Consider the following 21,104-nt stretch of genomic DNA (forward strand, 5'->3'; position numbering starts at 1 on the left):
TCTATGGACTCATTTAATTACTGTGTGCAGTGCAATCCTGAAGATAAGTGGTTAGAGCTAGAGTTTCGAAGTGAGAAGGATGAACCGATTGATGGCTTAATGGTCACCATCACGAGCCGTATTACCCCTTCCTGCACATACACGCAAACCACAAGTTCTGGCAAGGTCTTGTTTAGGAACATTGCTGCTGGTGAGTGGAGAGCCTCGGTGAGCCAAGCGTCTCTATTAACTGAAGTCGAAAAATATCCGAGTCGAGCTGAAGAACAAGAATCACCGGTAAAAAAACGAGCTATAACGGAGCTTGATGCCGAAGATAATAAAGTGAAACAGTATCGCTACACCACGATTGGCGATTTCTGGGATGAAGCGCCACAAGAGGAGTTTTTGCAAGAGCATCACAAAGGGATAGACATTAATGCCTCTGCGGAAAATGCAGGGTTTAGGCTCAGTCATAACCAAACCTACGTTTTTGAAATCAAAGCCCTGCGCAGCTATATGCCCATGATTGTGGATACGGACAAATTTAGTTTGGTTAACAGTTATACCTTTGCGTTATTGTCGCAATTAGCTTATGCCAATAAAGAGTATGGTGATGCAAGAAACGAAAAGGTGCCGCAAGGTGGGCATGATGCTGTTTTAAAATCACTCAAACAGAAGTTGCGTCCAATGTATTCAGCGGATAATGAAGTCACTTGGTTGCTGGACGAAATACCCTACTCGCAAGCATTGAAAGGGGAGTTTTACCGTGATGACACCATTGGCTCTGAAGGTTATATCTTCAGTAATGATGATATCGCTATTATCGGTGTCAGAGGGACAGAAACGTACTTTTATAATGATGATGCATTTCAGTTCTCTAGTAACAAAGAAGCTGCTTTGATGGCTGAGGTGAGTTCCAAGCTACCGATATTGAAAGTGACTGAGGTCATGGATGGGGTACTTGCGGCAGTTGGATCGCCGGGTTATCAAGATGTGGCTACTGACATTAATGCATCTCAAGTTGCACCACCAGAATTTGAAGGGACGTATGTTCACGAAGGGTTTTATCAATATGCTATGGCTTTACGGAGCGCAATAGGGGATAAATTAGAGCGACACAAACAAAAACGCATATATATTTGTGGTCATAGCCTAGGAGGTGCTGGTGCTTTACTACTGAGCGGTCTAATTCAGGATACCTATTCACCCTCAATATTGCGTCTCTATACCTACGGCATGCCGCGAACTGGTACGCATAGTTTTGTTCTTCGTTACCGTTCCCTCGTTCACTATCGACATGTAAACAATCACGATCTTGTTCCCCAACTCCCAATGCGTTGGATGAACACTAACCTCGACAACAAGTGCGATTCATCAACGTTATGGAAATATCTGTCACCTGTATTATACCTTTGGGACTCTCTTAAAGAGAGAACAATGGATTGTGATGAGGATAATTATCAACACCATGGCGACCTTATTCAGTTGTTAACCTATAGCCAAACTAAACATCGGCCTGACGAAGTAAAGCAAGTCATGTTAACGGAAAAACAGACGCACATCACCAGCTTGACACTGGCATCTAACAAAACAGAAGACTCTTATCGTTTAGCTAAAACATTAAACAACGATCATATTGATATTAATGGTTACGTTGACACTATAACGAAGTCGGGAGCGGATCATGTGCTAGGTGAATACATTCCAAACTTGAGACAGCAACTCGCTTTGATGCTTGAAAATACCATGACGGAGAATTATCAATCAGCTCAGCATATAATCCACCAGACAGAATCAAAATTACTGAAGGCTCACCGTGCACTCAAAGAGGATGAAATGAACGCTTTAGTCATGCATGCTATATCAAGAAAAGATCCTGCGGCGCATGCACGGCGAGAGCATGAACGTACACAAGCATTATTTGCGATCAGACAAGAGCTGAAATTGACGGAAAAAATCACACTGAACGTGCAAAGGGTAAGAAAAGAACTTGATGCTTTAGTTACCACTCCGGACTTATTGCCTAATAAAGAGTTACTATTTGGCGATCAAAGCATAGAGATACAAACGGTGAAGGAGCAATTGCAATGAGCATCAAACAGCGAGCATTATCGATTGCGCTGATCATTATTACCGCGATGGCACTGGTTTATTTCTTGGCTCCATCGGAGAGGATATGGGGAGCTGGTGAAGAGCCATATATGGTAATTGCTGGGAAAAAGCCATCAGATGCTAAGATCAGTGTTCAGGTTAACTACTTTGGGCGCGGAGAAAGCTGTTCTGGATGGTCATGGAATGCAGGTAGTGGGAAGGTAAATACAGGGAATTATAATGAACATTTTACTATCGAGCACAATTTCTCAAAAGATGAAGATTTTTATGAACTAAGGATCCCTTATCAACCCAGACAGCCAGAGACAAACTGCATTACTCATTTATCAAATATGGAAGTGAAGTTAACTAATGAGTTCGATACGGTAGGGTTTGCTAATTTACGCATAAATCAAGCTGGAAATGATTACTATAACAAACCAACAGAGTTAACGTCTAAGTTAGAAGCTAGAGACTGTAATAGCTATCTATACCAGTGGTCTAAGGATATATGGAAAGGGATCACTGGATGCTATTACGTTATTGACAACAAAATGTTATCACAGGAGTCACAAACGAATGCTCAGAGTGTTTATTTCGATTTCTCTCAATTTAATAGCGACACGGTGATTCACTACGACATTTTACCTGGTGAGGAATATCGTAGTACCTCGTTAGATCCGCAAACTGGGAAGTAAAGCAAGAAAGAAGCACAGCAGTGGTTCAGTCATGATTAGTTACTTTGTCGTGCTTTAGTTGAGTATCTCAATACAACGGGATTGGAGCTTCGATAACTGCTCTATGCGCTTCATATGATTGGGTAGACTGCTCGATAACATAACATGGAGCCTTTCGGGTTTCCTAAAAGCTGTATTGGATGAGTGAGCTTGATTATTAAGTTTAAGTTATAGTATTTTCAATACGTTAGATAATCCGTAATATACTAATTTAGCAAAATTACTGACTCAGTTTTGTCCAGAAATGAGCCGTGTAGGTGTACGACAAATAACACTATATAATCAAAATTGTAAGTCGTGTATGAGTCAATACATCTAAGTATGGTTATTCTCCATAACGCACGCAGTCTGCGGTGCTCTACCATCTCTACTTCTTTCACTTCACAAGAATTTACTTATTTAATCCCGATTGCACGTGAAGCTCACTTTCCTCTTTTGGTTGTAACTCTTCTTCACGCTTTTGTTTTTCGTGCATTGCTTCAATCAGTTCCCTATCTAGCTTTGCAAAGTAAATATCTTCTTCAGCTTTGCCCCGTAGCTTGAGTTTCTCGGTGAAATCCATTTTCAAACCCTCAGATCAATCACCCTTAATAAGTATAGTTTGCAGATATACTCAGGGTTATATGGTATGACGGTGGCTCGAAACGGTTATCTGTTATGCACACATTCAACGCTTATGAACTTACTACTTAATTTTACTTAGCATCAGTAAGTTCAAGAATCCATTTCACAATGTCATTGATTTTAGTTTGCTTACCATCTAGAAGACGCATAGTCAGTCCGCCAAACAATAATGCGTAGGCTTTATATTTATTTACTTCTTCTCAAATCGCTCAATAATCCAATCTATTAATGTTCGAATGCGTTGCAATTGATATTTTGTTGGCGGACAAACTAACGACAAAGGCGTCTGTTCTTTCCATTCAGGTAATACTTCTACGAGTCTGCCATTTTCAATATCAGAATGACAATAAACATCTGTCAGCCGCGTCACACCTAAGCCAGCAATAGCAGCCTGCCTCATTGTCCTTCCAGTCGCCGTTTTCATCCCTTTATTGGTGTGAATAATGCGCTGCTCTGCCCCTTTATTTAGTATCCAATGTTCAACACTTCCATGAATCAATGGACACGACCTTAGATCTTCCGGAGTCACTATGGGGCCATATTGCTTGATAAAGCCTGGGCTTGCGACATAGTGCGTTGTTAGGTGACATAAATGACGCGCAATTAAAGTGGAATCGGGCATTGTTCCTACCCGTAATACCAAATCATATTGTTCTTCAATTAAGTCAACACGCAGATTTGAAAAGTCCAGCTCAACCTCCATATCCGGATACTGCTTTTGAAAGCTCATGACCAAAGGTGCAATCAAATCTTCACCAATAGGACCACCAACCGAATTCATACGAATGCGCCCTTTCAATTCGCCTCTTGATTCTGTTGCCCATTCAGATGCGGCATCTAGTTGCGACATCGCAATTTTGCATCGCTGATAGTAGCCTTCGCCAATATCCGTCATACGCAATCGTCGAGTGGTGCGATATAACAAAGGAACACCTAACGCACTCTCTAATTCGGTAACTAACTGACTAATATTGGCTTTTGACCCTCCTAAAGCATCAGCCGCCGCCGTGAAACTGCCCTGCTCAACAACATATATAAATGCGCGAATGCCTCTCCAAGAGATATTGTTCATTTTTAGTTAACAGTCATTTTGTAATGGATGTATATATCACACTAATACGGCTACTTATCATAGTCAAAGTGAAGAGGGAGACCTCAGACTACCTACATGATTATGAACAAGAGATATTTCACAATGACTGTATTAAAAACAAATGTGTTCTTTTTTAGCAATGGCAACCGAATTGCAGCAGAACTTCATCAGCCGAAAGAAATTCATGACAAACGTCCTGCCGTGATCATTGCAGCACCGCAGGCGGGAGTAAAAGAGCAAACGGTTCAAATTTACGCACAAAAGCTTGCTGAACAAGGATTTGTTGCACTAACGTTTGACCATGCTACTTTTGGAGCAAGTGAAGGCGAGCCCAGATTCCATGAAAATCCATTTAATAAAGCGGAAGACTGCCGAAATGCCATCACATTTTTGGCAGCGCTCGACTATGTCAAAGAGATTCATGCATTAGGTGTTTGTTCTGGTGGTGGGTATTTGGCACATACTGTCGCCACAGATAGACGCGTAAAATCGCTCGCCACGGTAAGCGCTTATTTCGATCATCGAGGGTTTTATCACAGCATTATGGGACGTGAAGGTATCTTAGAACTTCTCGCACTAGCGAACAAAGCAAGAGAACGTTACTTAACGACAGGGAAAATTGACTACCTACCTCATGCACCTCAATCTGATGATCCAGAAATGCCTCGCCTCTTCCGTGAGTTCTATGAATACTACATGACCGATCGTGGTGCTAAAGGCCTCTATGAAAGTAAATTCCTCCCTTGGTCATATGAGAGTCTCGTTAACTTTTCTGCTTTAGATATCGCAGATCAGATAGCGCCAACCCCACTGTTAATGATTGTTGGAGCACAGGCGGATTCAGCATATGAAAGCAAACAGATGTTTGATGCAGCTAACGAACCTAAAGCGTTAACGTACATCGAAGGAGCAAACCACATTGGGCTATACGATGTACCTGAATATGTAGATCAAGCTGTTGAGAAATTGGTGAAGTTCTACCGTTAAAGCCATAGGAAGTATTATCAGATAAGGGAACCTAAGCTGAAGATCTTTGAGCTTTTTAGATATACCATGGCTGCCAAATGGCAGCCATTTTTGTCTTAATTAATTACAGTGCAGTATCTAAGGTGCAGTCGTAAAGCGCCATATTGTACTTTCATTGCTTCCACCGTCAGATTGAGAGCCCCAGCTAATAATTATAAAACTCACAATATTCTATTATAGTTTTATTTTTAATATTTTTTGTAATAGATTTAATTTCATTACACTTACTTGTTAGATACTGATATGTATTTATATGACCTTCATTAAATCCCGAGATAAGCATTATTTTATTTTCAATAACTTTTGGATAAACATAGGCTGTATAATTCTTATTTTTATTTAGAACAGAAAGTTCAACAATAATATTTTCAGCGGGATATATTTGGGTATCAATCTTATCTAAGAATAATGGTTCCACTTCGAAAAACTGAGCTGTAATCGGGTTCAATAGTGAAGACATAAAGTCCACTCTGAAGTTTATAATTTTCTCTAAGTCTGATTCAGAGTAACTTGTATTTATTTTAAACTTGTAAATGTAAGCTTTGGGTTCATCATAATAAACTATGGAATCTAAACACATTGCCGATAGTTGTAATTTTTCACAACTTAGTTTGCTTTCTAAAAACTCCTGATTAACTGGAACTCCAAACTCATTTGCCATCAAAAAATTAGGAAAAAGTAATAAAAAAAATAATATACATTTACATATAATTTCCGACATGCATCTACCTTTATTAAAACTTTCGATCCATAAGCATTTGAAACACATCATGCATTTTTCCTTCCATTAATTCAAGTGATGAAAACATATGCTCTCACATTCTTATTACTCTCTACATATTTTCACATAATACGAGCAAACCCATCACGGCGTATTTACTTGTGCTATGGTTAATTCAACAGTCAGCATCGGGAGTTCTTCAGTATGCCTCTATTTATGGATCGTCACTTTTCAGAAAATCCCACCCGAGAAGCGATTGAATTAGCCCATCAAAAAGACTTAGATATTCAAGATAAGTATGGCGTCAAATTTGTCACATATTGGTTTGATGAAACGCGAGGCACCACCTTTTGCTTAGTCGAAGCGGAAAGTGAATCGGTAATAAAACAAGTCCACCAAGAGGCGCATGGCGATATCCCCGGAGAAATCATTCCCGTTGATGCTGATGTGGTTAAACTATTTTTGGGTCGCATCGAAGACCCAGTCGCCTCTGAGCCGCACCAATCAACAGAAATAGACAGTGCGTTTCGCATCATCATGTTTACAGACCTTGCCGGCTCTACCGCCATGACGACCGAGTTAGGCGACCAAAAATCAATGCACTTGTTACGTATTCACAACGTTATCACTCGCAATGCCATCAAAGCACATGATGGGCGTGAAATTAAGCATACTGGCGATGGGTTCATGGTCTCCTTTACTTCAGCCGACAATGCTGTTGAATGTGCGAAAGACATTCAGTTGGCGTTCAATCAACACAACTTAAGCAAGCCTGAACAAAGTATGCATGTCCGTATCGGATTAAGCGCAGGTGAACCTGTCGAAGAAAACAACGATCTATTTGGAAGCGCAGTACAAATGGCGTCAAGGGTTTGTGATGCTACTGAATCAGACCAAATACTGGTGGTCGACTTAGTTAGGCAAAGTTGTTCTAACGGTCAATTCCAGTTTCGCGAATTTGGTGAAAAGCAATTTAAAGGATTTAACGAACCTACTATGGTTTATCAGGTCATCTAACAAGTTAAATTAGGCTCTACTCTCATTAACCCTTTATCACAACCTCTCTATGCGGCAGAGTCTATTGGCGCAAACTGAATGAGTCGACATCAGTTCAAATGGGAGTTGTCATGAAGCTAACCGATGATAAGAACGCACTTGGCAAACTGCTGATCGCACACGGTAGCGGCTTTGCTTCAACCGTCATACCGCGTGAGTTAAACCGCAGATGTTTGCGTTGCGTCGAAGTCAGTAGTGAGCACGAAATCCTTAATCTTACGCCTACCCTACTTATCTTAGATCAAACTCTTATTGAGACTTTGACATTATCAACCATCAATCAATGGCGTAACCAACAGTTTCTCATCATCCTTGCAGAGCAACACCTTGAGGTTGAAGCGGACCTATACGTGCCTAGTGGCTTTAACAAAAGAATTACCCTTAAGCATATCGAGTCAGCCCTACTACTTCATACTCAACAGGTTCAGCAGCAAGAACTTAAGCAGCTGCTAAGTAGTAAAAGTACTAGCTTGACTCGGCTTACTGAGATTGGCATTGCACTCTCCGCTGAAAAGAGTTTGAGCGCCTTGTTGAATCGGATTTTAGATGAAGGGAGAAAACTGGCGATTTGTGATGCAGCTTCGCTATTCTTACTTGATGATCAAGACAAACAAAATCGCCACTTAGTACTCAAACTCACTCAGAATGCATCTATTGAGTTTGATTTTAAGGAGCAACGATTTGAACTTAATGACAGTAGCATCTCTGGGTATGTGGCTATCCATGGCCATGAAGTAAATATTACTGATGTCTACGATATTCACGATAAACCCTACCAATTCAACCCTATTTTTGACCATGTGACTGGATACCGCTGCCAATCATTATTGGCAATCCCCATCTTCAATCACCAGCAAGAAATCATTGGTGTATTGCAGTTTATTAATCACACTAGGCGTGCAGAGGTATTACTCTCTTCCCACTCGGTGACCAAAGAAAATGTCATTCCTTTTGAGCCAGATATTTGCCCCTTGCTGCGCGCATTAGCCAGTCAGTCTGCAATTGCGATAGAAAACCGGCGCTTGATTGAAAGTATTCACCGCTTATTTGAAGGTTTTGTGCAAGCTTCCGTTACTGCCATTGAGCAACGAGATCCAACCACCAGTGGTCACTCGTTCCGTGTCGCTGATCTCTCGATTGCTTTAGCCCACAGCTTAGCCAACTCAAACCTTAAGCAGTATCAAAATCAGCATCTGAGTAAAAAAGAGTTGCGCCAACTAAAGTACGCCGCCCTACTGCATGATTTTGGTAAAGTAGGTGTTAAAGAGTCCGTGTTAACCAAAGCGAAAAAGCTAACTGACCATCAATTGGATATTATTAAATATCGTATTCGCCTCACACAACAAACCTTGCTTCGTCAGCGAGCCGAAATCGAACTTAAGTTGTTTGGTAAAATGCCCGCTCAGAACTCGCACTCTACCCTTAGAAAATTAGAAGACATTCAACAACAAATCTCTCAACTAGAACAGTTTTGGCTCGACATTTTACAAGCCAATGAACCAGCTGTGTTGCCAGAGTCGGTCTCAGATAATCTGCAACAGATCCATGCTTATCATGCTGTTGATGACAGTGGTATGCTGGCACCACTCATCACTGAAGATGAGCTACACGCATTATCGATTCCTAAAGGGAGCCTGACCTTGAGTGAGATGGAAGAGATACGCTCTCACGTCATCCACACTGAAACATTCTTAAAACAGATCCCTTGGACGCAAGACCTTCAAGACATACCTCACATTGCTGGTGCACATCATGAAAAAATAGATGGTAGTGGTTATCCAAGAGGCTTAACGGGTCAACAAATTCCACTCGCTTCCCAAATTATGACCGTGTGTGATATCTATGACGCGCTAACTGCCTCTGATAGACCGTACAAAAACGCACTTCCCAACGATATTGCGTTTAAGATTCTATTCAATGAGGCTGAAAAAGGTCAGCTAAATGGCGATTTAGTGAAGCTATTTATTGATACAAAAGCCTATCTCGCAATCAAAAATAAGCAGTACAAAAATGACTGTAATGAGTGCGGTAATTTCCATCACCATGTGTGTGATTTTGATCTACTTGATCATAGCTAAATATCATCGGATGCTTAGACTCTTAAAATAAGCACCAAAGGGACGTTGAGAGTATTTTGAACTTATTCGGTTCACTCATTGTGATATTAAGCTGCCACGTAATACAAACCTTGCTACAACTTTAATACATAGTTTTTCTTAAATAATCTTCATTTTTGCACGAGAGAAGAGAAAAGGTTTTATGCCCCTCCCCTTTCAAGTTTGTAACGCAGATGATTTGGCATTTTTAACTATATACAACCTGTCAATTAAAAAATTTAATATATATTTCCGAGTGTTATGTTAGTCTAACAAAAAACTTCGGCGTCACCTTCTAATCTTTGGCAATGCACTTTAAGTACCACCTAGCTTATTGAGTGACATGATAACTAAAGATTCAATGCTCAGCGTTTACATATTTAACAATGAGATTTACGCTAGTTAGGCAAGCTAATCTTAGCACTGATTGAGTAATTCTCCCTTAAAATGATGGTTTGGCCGCTAGTGAGATTTGTTGCGTTTTCGCTGTTGTTTTATTGATCGGAATATTGTTATGTCAGATTCGAACGTGATTATGTTGAAAGAACCAGTTCAAAAAATAGTAGATGGAATAGAACAGTATGCCGGTGGTCTTTTTATTTGGTTGTTTTTTAAGCCTATTACACTCTTATCTGTCTTCTTATCAGTTAGTTTTACGATTGCATATTCAAGTCCGGTTATAGGATTGGTAATGTTAGGAGTACCCGTTATCGTCGTCATCCTATTATTTGTTTCTTGGCTAATGGTTAAGATATATTTGCAATTTCTCTTCTCCGTCAATGCAGAAGATCGGCTAGGTACAATGTTAATGCTCTCGGTATTCGTTTTACCTCCTCTTTTGATTCTTTCTACTATTAACACATTGTTCTTTTCAGTGATGTCTTCCGGTTTTAGTTTCTGGGTATTCTTTACTGTTGCCTCGTTTAGTATATTGCTGATAAAGCGCCATTTTCCTGTTGATTGGGCACTTAAGCACATCAGCTTTTCTGTACATACAATGAATATCGTGATGATTATCTTGCTACTGGAGATCGTTTATCCTTATCCTGAAACTGTGATTGAAGTTTCTCAAATTGAAAAGTGTTCGAAAGAAAAAGCCATCTCAACCACAGGGATGACCAGTCACTTCACATTATGTATAGTTACGATTGAGGTTGATGGAAAAACTCAGAAAATCTATTCTTCTGATTCTGAGCAAGAAGTAAAGATTCGTCATGGCTTGTTGTTTGACCATTATAGTTAAAAAAATCACTATTTTTTGTAAGGAAGGTCGAAATTTAGTCCTTTTATTTAGTAAGCTGATCGATGGTTCATATAGTCAATTAACAGGTAGTTATGGTTAAATATATATTTGGCACGTTCACTATTGGGGTCTCTTTATTAGCAGTATTAGTGGGATTTAAGCTGCCAAGTAAGGTTTCAGAAATTCGTTTCGTAGATAAAAATTTCGAAAAATGTGTTTTAAATTTAGGTGTTGAAGAACTTTCCAAAATAACGCATATCGAATGCCCAAGGATGAATATAAAAAGGGCTGATGAAATCAAGTATTTCAACGATCTGAATTACCTAGATCTTTCTCTCAACTATCTTAATAACTTAGATGTAAGCAATAACCTTAAGCTGAAACACATTGAGCTTTGGGGGCAGGTTGGAGAAGACGGCTTCAGTTCAATAACGTTTGGCACATTACCCGAACTTACTTCTTTATTCGTTATAGGCGAGTATCTGGAGAAAACAGATCTCACGCCAAATACATTTGAAACGCAGTTACCAAAACTTGAAGAGTTCATATCTTTAGGGACACCGACTAAAAATGATATCACCCTATCCTTACAGCATAGTAAATTGCGTTCAATTTCTATCCTCGATACTACTAGAAATAAGGCTTTACCAGCGAACCTAGCATTGACTCTTGAGCTACCCGCATTGACGGAGATGGTTATTGATGGGCCTGGCTTAAAGTCTTTGTCTCTTGACAATACTCCTCAGTTGGAGGAACTTACGATTATCAACACTCCACTATCATCTTTAACGCTTGCCGATATGCCTAAATTAACGGAAGCACACTTAAACGATAATAAACTGTCTGACTTAACGCTTAAAAACTTGCCAATCTTACATTTCTTAAACGCTCAGGATAACCAGTTAACATCGCTCGATAGTAGTGACGCACCAGCCTTGGATAAGTTGTACCTAGCCAACAACCAACTTAAAAGTATGCGATACGCAAACCCAAATGTCATTACTATATTAGGATTGCAGAATAACCAATTGTCATCGTTTGATGCTAAGATCTTTCCAAATCTTGACCAATATTCAGTGGACAATAATCCATTGGCGAAGGTTGAGGAGAAATTCGCGAAAGGGACGGGAATATATACGTGCATAACAAGGGGAGGAGAACTGCCTTATTTTTCGCACATATCGCGTATTAAGTGTGATCGGTCATTCGGCTATGTTGTAGAAAACGGTGATTTTACCCAATTTAACAGTCTGTTATCACTTACACTGAAAGCTCGAATCAACGACGGAAACCTTGATATGTCGACTCTAGATGGACTCGAACGGGTTTATCTGAGAGTCACCAACCTGAATAAGATCAAATGGCCTACAGGCTCTAGTTTAGAAGAAGTCATTCTTGAAGACAGTGATATCAGGAACTTAACCATTCCGACATTACCTAAACTTACTAACTTATTCGTTGAGAACCTAGAGCAATTAGACGTGTTCACGATCGAGCCACAACCGAGTCTGGAATTGCTACGTATATATGAAGTAAACACTCCGAAGATAACGGTTAAGCAAGCGAAAAAAATGACTAAACTGATACTCAGCCGCTCGCCATTAGATGAACTGTACCTAGAAGATATGCCTGCATTAGAGAAGCTTCAGATCTACCATGGTTCGGTAAAATCACTGGTACTCAAAAATGTGCCAAATTTGAAAGAACTCTGTATGTACCACCTACCGAGTAGTATACGAGTGACGAGTGATACTTCAACGGTCGAAGAGATACAAAAGCTTGTTACGGGTAAGTGTAGTGATTAGAAGCTGATATTCAAAGTCACTGACAAGAAAAGAGAAGTGCTTAACCACGTTGAGTTTAATCTTCCCAAACATAGTGTGCTTATGGTTAGTTGCGTTTCAGTAAGTTGAATAGAATTGAGGGCTCAAAAACGGTGAAACCCCGATGTTGGTAGCATCGGGGTTTCGAATTTTTAGATGTCTCGGTTGGTAAGGCCGATTATCTTATATGCAAAAGGTTTGGATTAAATCCGAATAATTCCTTGGTGGGGAATTAGATACGGATGAAGTCCATGTGCTCAACTTTTGGCTTGTAAGCGTGACGTTGAACGTCTTGTGGCTTAACTTTTACTTCAGCGCCGTCGATCACTAGAACGATACCTTCGTAGAACTCAGGCTTGTCCATTTGGTTAACAACGTTGTCGTGGTTTAGAGCGATTGATACTGGCGCAGCCTCACCACCGTAAACGATAGCAGGGAATTGACCAGCGTGACGTAGGCGGCGGCTCGCACCTTTACCTAGTTCAGTACGTACTACTGCTTCAAATTTCATAGTATTACTCTCAAAAAAATAGTAAAAAACTTCACGTCACAATGCGACCTTGTGATGTGGTATGGTTTCAACAAGTAATAAGTTATTACTGTCAAAACGAGCGCGGATACTATCATTCAATCAGCTCCAAAACAAGAGAAACTGGCAAAGGAAATCTCTTTTAACACTGTGTTTTGACTCTTTGTGCTAACAAAGTAATCAAAGAGTCGGTTTTGACTATTTTTAGACCACCTGCTCAGTGTTAAATTTTTCCCATAACCTCGCAGCTCTCAACCTCATATTTATTCAATTCCCCCTCTCCTCATGGCTCATTCCACCCAATATTAATCGGGTTCAAATATGAGAAAAACATCATTACTTATATCAAATATTTGAAGCACCCCGTGGAAATGGTTACCTTCCTTCGCGAAAGTAAACGTAACGGTAATCACTATCATTTGCATTATGAAAAACAAAATAAAATTACATTCAGTGGTTGTCACGCAAGCCGTGATAATTAGCTCACTTGCTCTCCTTTCTGGCTGCCATGATCACACCACCTCTTCTCAACCTGTTGACGTGATCCCACCAGAAAAACCAACCGAAACTCAACATAGTTTCTTGTTTCGCGCACATGTTGATCACAACGAAGCTGCTGGTAGCGACTATGTCATTCAACAACCTCAAACCAACTGGACGCTCAGTGGAACGGTTGACAATGCCGGGGAAATACAAGCGGTGATCCCACCCGGAGTTGCGTTAGACTCCCCTCTTCAAGTTTCGGTAGCGATGAGTGTCGATACCTATAAATACCTTAGTGAGGATGTTGATACCCTAGAAACCATCTCTGAGCGTAAGGCGATGTCTCGCTCGGCAGAGCCCAATGCATATCGCGATAATGAAGTTGACACTCCCCTTGCTCAAATCACGTTACAGTCCACCGCAGAATACGCGCTTGCCGATAAGAACTTCGATCAAGCCTTATCTGACGAAGAAATTGCGCAAATGACATCGGATAGTGCACTTGGTTCCTACCAACAGAATGTGCAAGACCTCATGGTCGCGACGGAGGTTATCCACCAGCACCCATCCAAGCTCTACTATCCATCGAGCTATGACATGATGGCAGACTTCGTGAAAGATGAAGCCGTAAAGCGTGCGTTTTTCGCCACAAACAGTGATGAGATCCATCAGGCGAAACGAGATCTGTTTAACATCGAGGAACCAGAGAACCCTGAGTCAACCAGTTTTCTGCGTTTAGATGAACGCGCATGGCCGATACAAGCGCAAACACTGAGCTATCAGGAAACGCCTTGGACCTGTGTTGACGATATTCGCCGAGTCTCCAGCCGTGATTATGGTACGCGCCTTTGGTATTCGAACAATGATTCTATGGCGGACATTGATGCTGACACAGCCACAAACTTAGTGTCTTCCATCAACCAATCGTACCTATGTCAGGTAAACAATTGGAAACTTCCAACTGTTAAAGAGCTAAGTAAGTTGTTTAAAGAAGCGGAGTTTGGTTTTCCCCTAACATTCCCTGCAGTAAACGGTCAGAGTAATTTTTGGGTTGTCGATGAAAATCATGAGATTGCGATTGCTAATGTCAACTCTGGAGCACTTCAAATCTCCCCTGCAACCAGAGAAGATAAGGCTCAAATATTGCTCCACAGCTTCACCCCTTATGAAATGTGGTTCAATATTCCTGCCACGGATACTCCTGTGGATATAGCCAAGTTGCGAGCCGATTACAGCCAAGATCCTTCACAATGGCCCGCTCCTACGGTTGATGAAGGTGTCGCATGGCAAGAGCTAGGATTAAAGCCAGCGGTACCTTTTCCTCAAGACAATCCATATTCCAGTGAGAAAGTTGCGTTAGGGAAAAAACTGTTTTTTGACCCACAGCTTTCAAAAGATAATTCACTTTCTTGTGCCAGCTGTCACGATCCTGCTAAAGGATGGGCTGATGGGATAAGACAAGCGGTCGGAATTAACGGGCAGAAAGGACCACGCAATACACCGACGATCATCAATACAGCTTATTATCAAACGCTGTTTCTAGATGGCCGACTCGCATCCTTGGAAGAACAATCACTCCATCCAATTGCGAACCCGATTGAAATGGGACTTCCCCATAATGAGCTAGTGACGAAGCTGGATGATGCCGCTGAATACGCCCCACTGTTTGAAGCTGCATTCGGCGATAATATGATCACTTTAGATCGAATTGCGAAAGCAATCGCCACGTTTGAACGTACAATCATTAGCAAAGAAAGCGACTTTGACCGTTTTCTAAAAGGCGACGCTAGTGCTTTAAATGATGAGCAGCTACATGGATTGCATTTGTACCGAACAAAAGCACGTTGTATGAACTGTCACAGCGGCCCAATGATGAGTAATCAGCAATTCGAGAACATTGGATTAACTTATTACGGTCGTAGCCTTGAAGACAGAGGTCGCTTCAACGTGACTTATCGCCCTGAAGATATGGGCAAGTTCCGTGTACCTATGCTAAGAGACATCAAAGCCACTGACCCAACTACACACCTTGGTTTGTTTAAGCTTGCCACGGTGATCCCAAAAGCCGACCGTGTCGTTGGTTTATTAGCGATGTATAACAATGGGATGACACGAAATCGCAGTGGTAACTTCCCTCAGTACGCTGGAAAATATGACAAAAACTTCCCTGAAGTGTCACCGTTAATTCAACGTCTGGGTATGACAGACAAGGAGTTAATGGCACTGAATGCCTTCATGTCAGCAGTCTCTAGCGATGTGCGCACAGACAGTGCTTCTGCCGAAGAGATGGGCATCGCTAACTAGTTCAATAGAGAGAGCTCAAAATACAGGGCAACGTGCCACGGACTATCAGACAATAACGGCATATTAAGCCATAAAGAAAACAGCCATGGATCATCATGGCTGTTTTGGTTTTGAGTTAGGCCTACTTATTTGAAACGAACGGCGGTACCACTGACACTTACCATCATCATGCTGCCACCCTGCCCAACGACCTCATAATCGATATCGATACCAACAATACCATCGGCACCAAGCTCTTTTGCTCTCGCTTCCATTTCATCAAAAGCAATTTGACGTGCTTTCCCCATTTCACGTTCATACGCCCCGGAGCGCCCGCCAACTACATCGCGAATCGCACCAAATAAGTCTTTAAAAATATTGGCACCAAGAATGGCTTCACCCACGACCACATCGAGGTATTGGTCAATTTGTTTTCCGTCCACAGTGGATGTTGTTGTCTTGAGCATTGTGACTCCTTATGTATGGCTGAGAACCATCACTAGTTAAAGATTATCTCTGTTGTTACGTCTGTTTTTACTGAGTTCGCAATAAAACAGTTTTCGTGAGCGACATGGTGCATTTTCTCCAGCTGCTCGTACGTTGGTTTACGCTCGCCAGAAAAATGAATGCTTGGACGCAGTGCAACCTTTGTCACTGCGGTTTTTCCATTTTCATCGGGTTCTAATACTCCGACCGCACTATCAACATATTGTTCAACCACATAATTTCTTTTGGCTGCAATCGATAAGAACACCAACATATGACAGCTTGATAAGGCCGCAATAAATGCCTCTTCAGGATCCACATTTTCTTCCACCGACAAGGGTAATGGAACAATATGAGGCGATGCAGAAGCTGGTACAATCACGCCACCATCAAACTCCCATTGGTGTGCTCGACTGTATTTATTATCTGTAAAAGTTTCTGCGGCTTGACGCTGCCAACTGACCACCGCCGTGTATTCTGACATAGTCCTTTCCTTAGACACGTTGTACAAAGACAACAAAGGCAGGTAAAACCTGCCTTTGTGTTAATTATGATTATGCTGCTTGCTGACGAAGTCGAGCGAAATAGGATGGGTACTTCTGACGTATACGGCGCTGCTCTTCCACCATATTTTTGAAGCTTGGCCCTTTTGAAAGCTGAAGGATCACTTCATCTTTATCAAAACGTAAGATGGCCCCTTCAAAGTGAATGGTCCGATTACCAGATAAACTTAACTTACCAGACAGGCTCAGCCCTCGATAGAGTGCGGGTAAATCTCCCATTAGCACTCTTAGCCCTTTCTCAGAAACTTCCGTTACAGAGAACAAACGCTCTTCAATTCGAACATACGGACGTGCTCGGCGAGGGTATTTCAACCGATAATACTGTCGCTTTTGCTCAAATGACATTTCACTCATGCCTGATGACTCCTTTCCGCACCGCTCCAAACGAACGTTGAAATATAAATGCGTTTAATACTCTTTAATTCTAAACCAGTTAACTATAAGTATCGACAATTGAATTAACAACTTTAAATTCATGTGTAAAATCATGAAGCTTGAACAGCAATCAGAGGTTCAACAGTGCCTTCAGACCAAACAACAGACCATAAAACTATAAAGTATAATCTTCGTGCTACAATTCACTTTACTTGTGCCAGATTAGCCCTAAAATCGAACATCTTTCCCTCTTATATTTGAACACCATGAACAATCCACGCCTTGGAAACTCAATGGCGGCTTTCTCCTTTGTTTTGTGGGGACTGCTACCACTGTATTACCAATTTCTTCCTCAAGCAGCGACAGACGAACTGCTAGCGGTAAGATTACTTGCTTCTGTGCCTTTCGGTGCATTGATTGTTTTGTTAATCACAAAAAAACTGCCCGATTTCAAAAAGATTTGGGCCAACAAGCAGGCATTAAAGCTGACATTTCTTGCCAGCTCACTTATGTCTATTTCTTGGGCTGCATTTACTTGGGCGATGACTCATGACCGAGTGATTGACGCAAGTCTTGGATTTTTCATCAGTCCAATCACTATGATTGCGCTTGGCGTTCTTGTATTAGGTGAACATCTTTCGCTCGGCAAACGTGTCGCTTTGGTTTTAGCGACCGTCGGGCTTGGATATCAGGTTTACCAATACGGTCAAGTACCTGTGATTGCGCTATTAATGGCGGTCTTTTTTACGTTATACGGTTGGTATAAGAGGAAAATCACTTACGACTGGAGCACGTGTTTATTTGTTGAAGCTCTCGTACTCGCACCATTTGCACTTGCTTACATGACATACAAGTCATACACCTTTGGCGCAGAATCCCTATCCCAAGGGTGGGAAGTACTTGCATTATATATAGGAGCGGCGCCTGCAACGCTCATTCCTCTGGTGTTTTACTCCATTGCTATACGTATGACGGACATGTCAAATGTTGGCCTGATGCAATATATCGAACCATCAATCCAGTTCTTACTCGCTGTATTTATATTTGGTGAGATTTTTGATGAAGTGAAACTAATCAGTTTTTCAATGATTTGGGCTGGTTTATTTCTGATTGTGATTGAAGCGATTATACGCCGAGCAAAACGTAGCGCACGAAACTCGACCTGACATCCATCGTTACAAATGACAAATATGAACTTTATGTGACAGTGCTGTGGCACATAAAATTAGCTAATTATCTGGATAATATTATCTTTTATCCAGATTTAGTTTCAATAACTGGTCACATTTTAATCTCGAAAAAGAAAATTTATCTAAACCACCCTCTAAACAGGTTGACGTTTTACCTCTCTAGTCCTAATTTTTCCTATTAGTCATTCCAACTAGGAGGGTCATTACATGAAACGTGCAAGCAACACTTTTCGTCTTCAACTCATTAAAGAAGTCGCAGTAAGACAAGAGCGGTTAAGTAGTGGCGATCCGATGGCTAGTTATATTCAAGAGCTGTTGGACTCCAAACCGGAATGCGAGCAAAACATCGAGCAAAATAATCGCTTTGTAGGGAACCATTTCGATGACCATGCTGGTGGCTGGGTTAGCGATAAATGGGGCTTGAAGTAAGCGTTGAAGCTGCTTTAAAAAAGGTCTTGTTGAGGATTTTGTGGCTCTGGAGACATTTCTGGAGCCGATTTGCCTTGCGCGATTTTTCGGCGATAACGCTGACGGCATAGCTTTATCACATGTAGCTGCTGAGCTGGCGTCATCTCTAACCATTGGAAACGTTCTTCACGCTTGCGCATGCAGCCCTGACAGTAGCCTTTTTCGTCTACTGTACAAACACCTACACAAGGATTAGGGACAGTAAAAAACTCGAGCTGCTCCATGCTTGCCTCTTACTATTTAAACCGTATAGCTAAGTTATACAATACCCATAAATTAAATGTAATCAATACTTTGAATATTTCCATAGTCATAAACTATGACTTTACGCTGACAAAAACACTGTTTTATTAACTATATAATGCGCCCATTAACAGCCAAACTATCGATTTGGCAGTGGTTTCCAAATACTGGAGTTTATTAATATGAAGCTTAGTTCAAAAACATTACTTGCAGCAATCACACTACCTGTACTGATGACAGCGTGCGCAAGCAATGGAGGCGATGTGAAACAAATTACAGCTCAAGATCTACAACACCATAACTGGGAACTCGTCAGCATTGATGGCAAAGCAATCGAAACTAGCGAACGCCAAAAAGCACCTCGCCTTGAAGTCGGCGAAAAAATGACGGCTAACGGCAACGCAGGTTGTAACAACTTCTTTGGCCAAGCAGAGCTTAAAAACAACCAATTCCGCATTGAAAAAATGGGCATGACCATGAAGATGTGTATTGGTGACATCATGGACGTAGAGCAAACTGTGGCAAACACTCTAATGGAATGGAGTGACATGACCCTAACTAAAGACGGGTTGGTGCTTAAGAATGATGCACACACATTGACATTTAAACTGAACGACTGGAAAAACTAAGTCGCTCATTCCTCTTAAAAAAGCAGCCAATGGCTGCTTTTTTTGTGCCCGCATGCCGGACTTTTAAACAAACAGATAACAAATAGACCTATTAGTTAAAAAAAAGCAAAAATTTACGTCATAATGAATAGATTACGGACGAAGTCCGGTCTACAACAAAAGTTACCGAATTTATTCATGGAAAGGATCATTATGATAAGGTTGATTACCTCATTTTTCGCGCTCATTTTTTCGTTTCAAGCCTTCTCACAAGCCTCTGCCGAGTGGCCACAGATCACTGATAAAGCACAAGGACAAACCGTTTACTTCCATGCATGGGGCGGTAGTCAGGAGATTAACAACTACATTCGCTGGGCAGGCAACGAGCTGCAAAAGCAATACGGTATTAAACTCGTTCACGTAAAAGTCACGGATATCGCCGAAACAACAACACGCCTTATCGCTGAAAAAGCCGCGGGGAAAAATAGTGGTGGCAGCGTTGATATGGTTTGGATCAATGGTGAAAACTTTAAATCGATGAAAGCTAACCAGCTGCTTCATGGCCCATTTGTCGCTGATTTACCGAGCTGGAAATACGTTGATAAATCCCTTCCTGTTGATAGCGATTTTTCTGAACCGACAGAAGGGTTAGAAGCCCCTTGGGGTGTAGGACAACTTGTCTTTATTTATGATGAGAAGAAGCTAAATAACCCACCCGCTTCCTTTGCTGAAATGCTGAGCTACGCACAGGCGTTTCCAAACCGCCTTAGCTACCCTCGCCCTCCTGAGTTCCATGGCACCAGTTTCCTTAAAGCACTATTGATTGAACTCACAGGTAACGATCCTGTACTTCAGAAACCGGCTAGTGATGTCGATTTCGCGATGATCACCAAACCACTTTGGCAATACTTAGATGCTTTCCATAAGGTAGCTTGGCGTCAAGGCAAACAGTTCCCTGCGGGCAGCTCAGAAATGGTTCAACTGCTTGATGATGGTCAAGTTGACCTTGCCGTAACTTTTAATCCAAATGCGGTATTTTCAGCTCAAGCCAATGGCACTCTAGCAGAAACCACGCGTGCCTACGCCATGGAAAAAGGCGCACTGTCTAACATTCATTTCCTCGCCATACCTTGGAATGCAAAGGCAAAAGAAGGAGCACTCGTTGCGATTAACTTCCTGCTAAGCCCTGATGCTCAATCACGTAAAGGCGATTTGTCTATCTGGGGTGACCCTGCAGTGTTAAAAAACCAATACATCACTGGCAGCGCAAAAAATACCAAGCTGTTTAAATCGGTTGCAGAGCCACATCCAAGCTGGCAAACCGCGTTAGAGACCGAGTGGCAAAAGCGCTACGGCAATTAATTAGAATAACTAAGAGAGACAAAGC

Annotated in this window: 20 protein-coding genes; 12 read left to right on the top strand and 8 right to left on the bottom strand. The window is 41.5% G+C overall.

Translation table 11 applies throughout. The annotated features are described in order from the left end of the window. Positions 1 to 3 precede the first annotated feature (3 nt). Entirely contained in the window at positions 4 to 2,070 is a 2,067-nt protein-coding gene (locus tag ACQEXS_RS19750) for a lipase family protein (protein WP_427014934.1), read from the top strand. Continuing rightward, on the top strand, positions 2,067 to 2,768 hold the full coding sequence (locus ACQEXS_RS19755) for a hypothetical protein (RefSeq protein ID WP_427014935.1): 702 nt from the start codon (positions 2,067 to 2,069) through the stop codon (positions 2,766 to 2,768). The genes ACQEXS_RS19750 and ACQEXS_RS19755 overlap by 4 nt, the downstream gene beginning before the upstream one ends. A 430-nt stretch (positions 2,769 to 3,198) precedes the next feature. On the opposite strand, the gene ACQEXS_RS19760 is transcribed toward ACQEXS_RS19755, so the two are convergent. Together ACQEXS_RS19760 and ACQEXS_RS19765 are read right to left on the bottom strand one after the other, a co-directional pair. Next, positions 3,199 to 3,369, bottom strand: coding sequence for a hypothetical protein (locus ACQEXS_RS19760; protein WP_427014936.1), 171 nt, complete (start codon positions 3,367 to 3,369; stop codon positions 3,199 to 3,201). Between the two features lie 252 nt (positions 3,370 to 3,621). Next, entirely contained in the window at positions 3,622 to 4,503 is an 882-nt protein-coding gene (locus tag ACQEXS_RS19765) for a LysR substrate-binding domain-containing protein (RefSeq protein ID WP_427014937.1), read from the bottom strand. 123 nt (positions 4,504 to 4,626) lie between these two features. On the opposite strand from ACQEXS_RS19765, the gene ACQEXS_RS19770 reads away from it, so the two are divergent. Then, positions 4,627 to 5,511: an alpha/beta hydrolase gene (locus ACQEXS_RS19770; RefSeq protein WP_427014938.1), complete on the top strand. Its 885-nt coding sequence runs from the start codon at positions 4,627 to 4,629 to the stop codon at positions 5,509 to 5,511. Between the two features lie 184 nt (positions 5,512 to 5,695). On the opposite strand, the gene ACQEXS_RS19775 is transcribed toward ACQEXS_RS19770, so the two are convergent. After that, positions 5,696 to 6,271, bottom strand: a complete 576-nt coding sequence (locus tag ACQEXS_RS19775) for a hypothetical protein (protein ID WP_427014939.1) — start codon at positions 6,269 to 6,271, stop codon at positions 5,696 to 5,698. A gap of 204 nt (positions 6,272 to 6,475) precedes the next feature. Between ACQEXS_RS19775 and ACQEXS_RS19780 the strand changes: the two genes are divergently transcribed. The 4 genes from ACQEXS_RS19780 (at position 6,476) to ACQEXS_RS19795 (ending at position 12,471) form a co-directional block, all read left to right on the top strand. After that, positions 6,476 to 7,288: a nickel-binding protein gene (locus ACQEXS_RS19780; RefSeq protein WP_427014940.1), complete on the top strand. Its 813-nt coding sequence runs from the start codon at positions 6,476 to 6,478 to the stop codon at positions 7,286 to 7,288. Positions 7,289 to 7,398: 110 nt separating this feature from the next. Next, the gene (locus tag ACQEXS_RS19785; protein ID WP_427014941.1) at positions 7,399 to 9,405 is read left to right on the top strand and encodes an HD domain-containing phosphohydrolase; all 2,007 of its coding nucleotides are present in this window, start codon (positions 7,399 to 7,401) and stop codon (positions 9,403 to 9,405) included. A gap of 532 nt (positions 9,406 to 9,937) precedes the next feature. Continuing rightward, positions 9,938 to 10,666, top strand: coding sequence for a hypothetical protein (locus ACQEXS_RS19790; RefSeq protein WP_427014942.1), 729 nt, complete (start codon positions 9,938 to 9,940; stop codon positions 10,664 to 10,666). Positions 10,667 to 10,938: 272 nt separating this feature from the next. After that, positions 10,939 to 12,471, top strand: coding sequence for a leucine-rich repeat domain-containing protein (locus ACQEXS_RS19795; protein ID WP_427014943.1), 1,533 nt, complete (start codon positions 10,939 to 10,941; stop codon positions 12,469 to 12,471). 250 nt (positions 12,472 to 12,721) lie between these two features. Here ACQEXS_RS19795 and rplY read toward each other — a convergent pair whose 3' ends face one another. Next, entirely contained in the window at positions 12,722 to 13,000 is a 279-nt protein-coding gene (rplY, locus tag ACQEXS_RS19800) for a 50S ribosomal protein L25 (protein ID WP_367986653.1), read from the bottom strand. A gap of 444 nt (positions 13,001 to 13,444) precedes the next feature. On the opposite strand from rplY, the gene ACQEXS_RS19805 reads away from it, so the two are divergent. Next, positions 13,445 to 15,805 carry a cytochrome c peroxidase gene (locus ACQEXS_RS19805; protein WP_427014944.1) on the top strand — a complete coding sequence of 787 codons (2,361 nt, stop codon included), beginning with the start codon at positions 13,445 to 13,447 and terminating at the stop codon, positions 15,803 to 15,805. 125 nt (positions 15,806 to 15,930) lie between these two features. Here ACQEXS_RS19805 and ACQEXS_RS19810 read toward each other — a convergent pair whose 3' ends face one another. From ACQEXS_RS19810 to ACQEXS_RS19820, 3 genes are all read right to left on the bottom strand, one after another. Beyond that, complete coding sequence (locus ACQEXS_RS19810) at positions 15,931 to 16,251, bottom strand: heavy metal-binding domain-containing protein (RefSeq protein ID WP_367986655.1); 321 nt, start codon at positions 16,249 to 16,251, stop codon at positions 15,931 to 15,933. Positions 16,252 to 16,283: 32 nt separating this feature from the next. Next, positions 16,284 to 16,754: an OsmC family protein gene (locus tag ACQEXS_RS19815; RefSeq protein WP_427014945.1), complete on the bottom strand. Its 471-nt coding sequence runs from the start codon at positions 16,752 to 16,754 to the stop codon at positions 16,284 to 16,286. A gap of 70 nt (positions 16,755 to 16,824) precedes the next feature. Next, the gene (locus ACQEXS_RS19820) at positions 16,825 to 17,187 is read right to left on the bottom strand and encodes a PilZ domain-containing protein (protein ID WP_367986657.1); all 363 of its coding nucleotides are present in this window, start codon (positions 17,185 to 17,187) and stop codon (positions 16,825 to 16,827) included. Positions 17,188 to 17,474: 287 nt separating this feature from the next. Between ACQEXS_RS19820 and rarD the strand changes: the two genes are divergently transcribed. Next, a complete protein-coding gene (rarD, locus tag ACQEXS_RS19825; protein WP_427009370.1) occupies positions 17,475 to 18,374 on the top strand; it encodes an EamA family transporter RarD in 900 nt (299 codons plus the stop codon). A gap of 231 nt (positions 18,375 to 18,605) precedes the next feature. Then, positions 18,606 to 18,827 carry a hypothetical protein gene (locus tag ACQEXS_RS19830; protein WP_427009369.1) on the top strand — a complete coding sequence of 74 codons (222 nt, stop codon included), beginning with the start codon at positions 18,606 to 18,608 and terminating at the stop codon, positions 18,825 to 18,827. A gap of 14 nt (positions 18,828 to 18,841) precedes the next feature. On the opposite strand, the gene ACQEXS_RS19835 is transcribed toward ACQEXS_RS19830, so the two are convergent. Beyond that, entirely contained in the window at positions 18,842 to 19,090 is a 249-nt protein-coding gene (locus tag ACQEXS_RS19835) for a DUF1289 domain-containing protein (RefSeq protein ID WP_367986660.1), read from the bottom strand. Positions 19,091 to 19,291: 201 nt separating this feature from the next. On the opposite strand from ACQEXS_RS19835, the gene ACQEXS_RS19840 reads away from it, so the two are divergent. Together ACQEXS_RS19840 and ACQEXS_RS19845 are read left to right on the top strand one after the other, a co-directional pair. Continuing rightward, the gene (locus tag ACQEXS_RS19840) at positions 19,292 to 19,738 is read left to right on the top strand and encodes an META domain-containing protein (RefSeq protein ID WP_367986661.1); all 447 of its coding nucleotides are present in this window, start codon (positions 19,292 to 19,294) and stop codon (positions 19,736 to 19,738) included. Between the two features lie 192 nt (positions 19,739 to 19,930). Next, positions 19,931 to 21,079: an ABC transporter substrate-binding protein gene (locus ACQEXS_RS19845; RefSeq protein WP_427014946.1), complete on the top strand. Its 1,149-nt coding sequence runs from the start codon at positions 19,931 to 19,933 to the stop codon at positions 21,077 to 21,079. Positions 21,080 to 21,104 lie beyond the last annotated feature (25 nt).

This window comes from Vibrio sp. TRT 17S01 (genome assembly GCF_050113695.1).
Classification (GTDB): domain Bacteria; phylum Pseudomonadota; class Gammaproteobacteria; order Enterobacterales; family Vibrionaceae; genus Vibrio.

Bases quoted from the DNA above. Each gene is read 5' to 3' on its own strand.
- ACQEXS_RS19750 (WP_427014934.1), top strand. From the start codon at position 4: ATGGACTCATTTAATTACTGTGTGCAGTGCAATCCTGAAGATAAGTGG.
- ACQEXS_RS19755 (WP_427014935.1), top strand. From the start codon at position 2,067: ATGAGCATCAAACAGCGAGCATTATCGATTGCGCTGATCATTATTACC.
- ACQEXS_RS19760 (WP_427014936.1), bottom strand. From the start codon at position 3,369: ATGGATTTCACCGAGAAACTCAAGCTACGGGGCAAAGCTGAAGAAGAT.
- ACQEXS_RS19765 (WP_427014937.1), bottom strand. From the start codon at position 4,503: ATGAACAATATCTCTTGGAGAGGCATTCGCGCATTTATATATGTTGTT.
- ACQEXS_RS19770 (WP_427014938.1), top strand. From the start codon at position 4,627: ATGACTGTATTAAAAACAAATGTGTTCTTTTTTAGCAATGGCAACCGA.
- ACQEXS_RS19775 (WP_427014939.1), bottom strand. From the start codon at position 6,271: ATGTCGGAAATTATATGTAAATGTATATTATTTTTTTTATTACTTTTT.
- ACQEXS_RS19780 (WP_427014940.1), top strand. From the start codon at position 6,476: ATGCCTCTATTTATGGATCGTCACTTTTCAGAAAATCCCACCCGAGAA.
- ACQEXS_RS19785 (WP_427014941.1), top strand. From the start codon at position 7,399: ATGAAGCTAACCGATGATAAGAACGCACTTGGCAAACTGCTGATCGCA.
- ACQEXS_RS19790 (WP_427014942.1), top strand. From the start codon at position 9,938: ATGTCAGATTCGAACGTGATTATGTTGAAAGAACCAGTTCAAAAAATA.
- ACQEXS_RS19795 (WP_427014943.1), top strand. From the start codon at position 10,939: ATGAATATAAAAAGGGCTGATGAAATCAAGTATTTCAACGATCTGAAT.
- rplY (WP_367986653.1), bottom strand. From the start codon at position 13,000: ATGAAATTTGAAGCAGTAGTACGTACTGAACTAGGTAAAGGTGCGAGC.
- ACQEXS_RS19805 (WP_427014944.1), top strand. From the start codon at position 13,445: ATGAAAAACAAAATAAAATTACATTCAGTGGTTGTCACGCAAGCCGTG.
- ACQEXS_RS19810 (WP_367986655.1), bottom strand. From the start codon at position 16,251: ATGCTCAAGACAACAACATCCACTGTGGACGGAAAACAAATTGACCAA.
- ACQEXS_RS19815 (WP_427014945.1), bottom strand. From the start codon at position 16,754: ATGTCAGAATACACGGCGGTGGTCAGTTGGCAGCGTCAAGCCGCAGAA.
- ACQEXS_RS19820 (WP_367986657.1), bottom strand. From the start codon at position 17,187: ATGAGTGAAATGTCATTTGAGCAAAAGCGACAGTATTATCGGTTGAAA.
- rarD (WP_427009370.1), top strand. From the start codon at position 17,475: ATGAACAATCCACGCCTTGGAAACTCAATGGCGGCTTTCTCCTTTGTT.
- ACQEXS_RS19830 (WP_427009369.1), top strand. From the start codon at position 18,606: ATGAAACGTGCAAGCAACACTTTTCGTCTTCAACTCATTAAAGAAGTC.
- ACQEXS_RS19835 (WP_367986660.1), bottom strand. From the start codon at position 19,090: ATGGAGCAGCTCGAGTTTTTTACTGTCCCTAATCCTTGTGTAGGTGTT.
- ACQEXS_RS19840 (WP_367986661.1), top strand. From the start codon at position 19,292: ATGAAGCTTAGTTCAAAAACATTACTTGCAGCAATCACACTACCTGTA.
- ACQEXS_RS19845 (WP_427014946.1), top strand. From the start codon at position 19,931: ATGATAAGGTTGATTACCTCATTTTTCGCGCTCATTTTTTCGTTTCAA.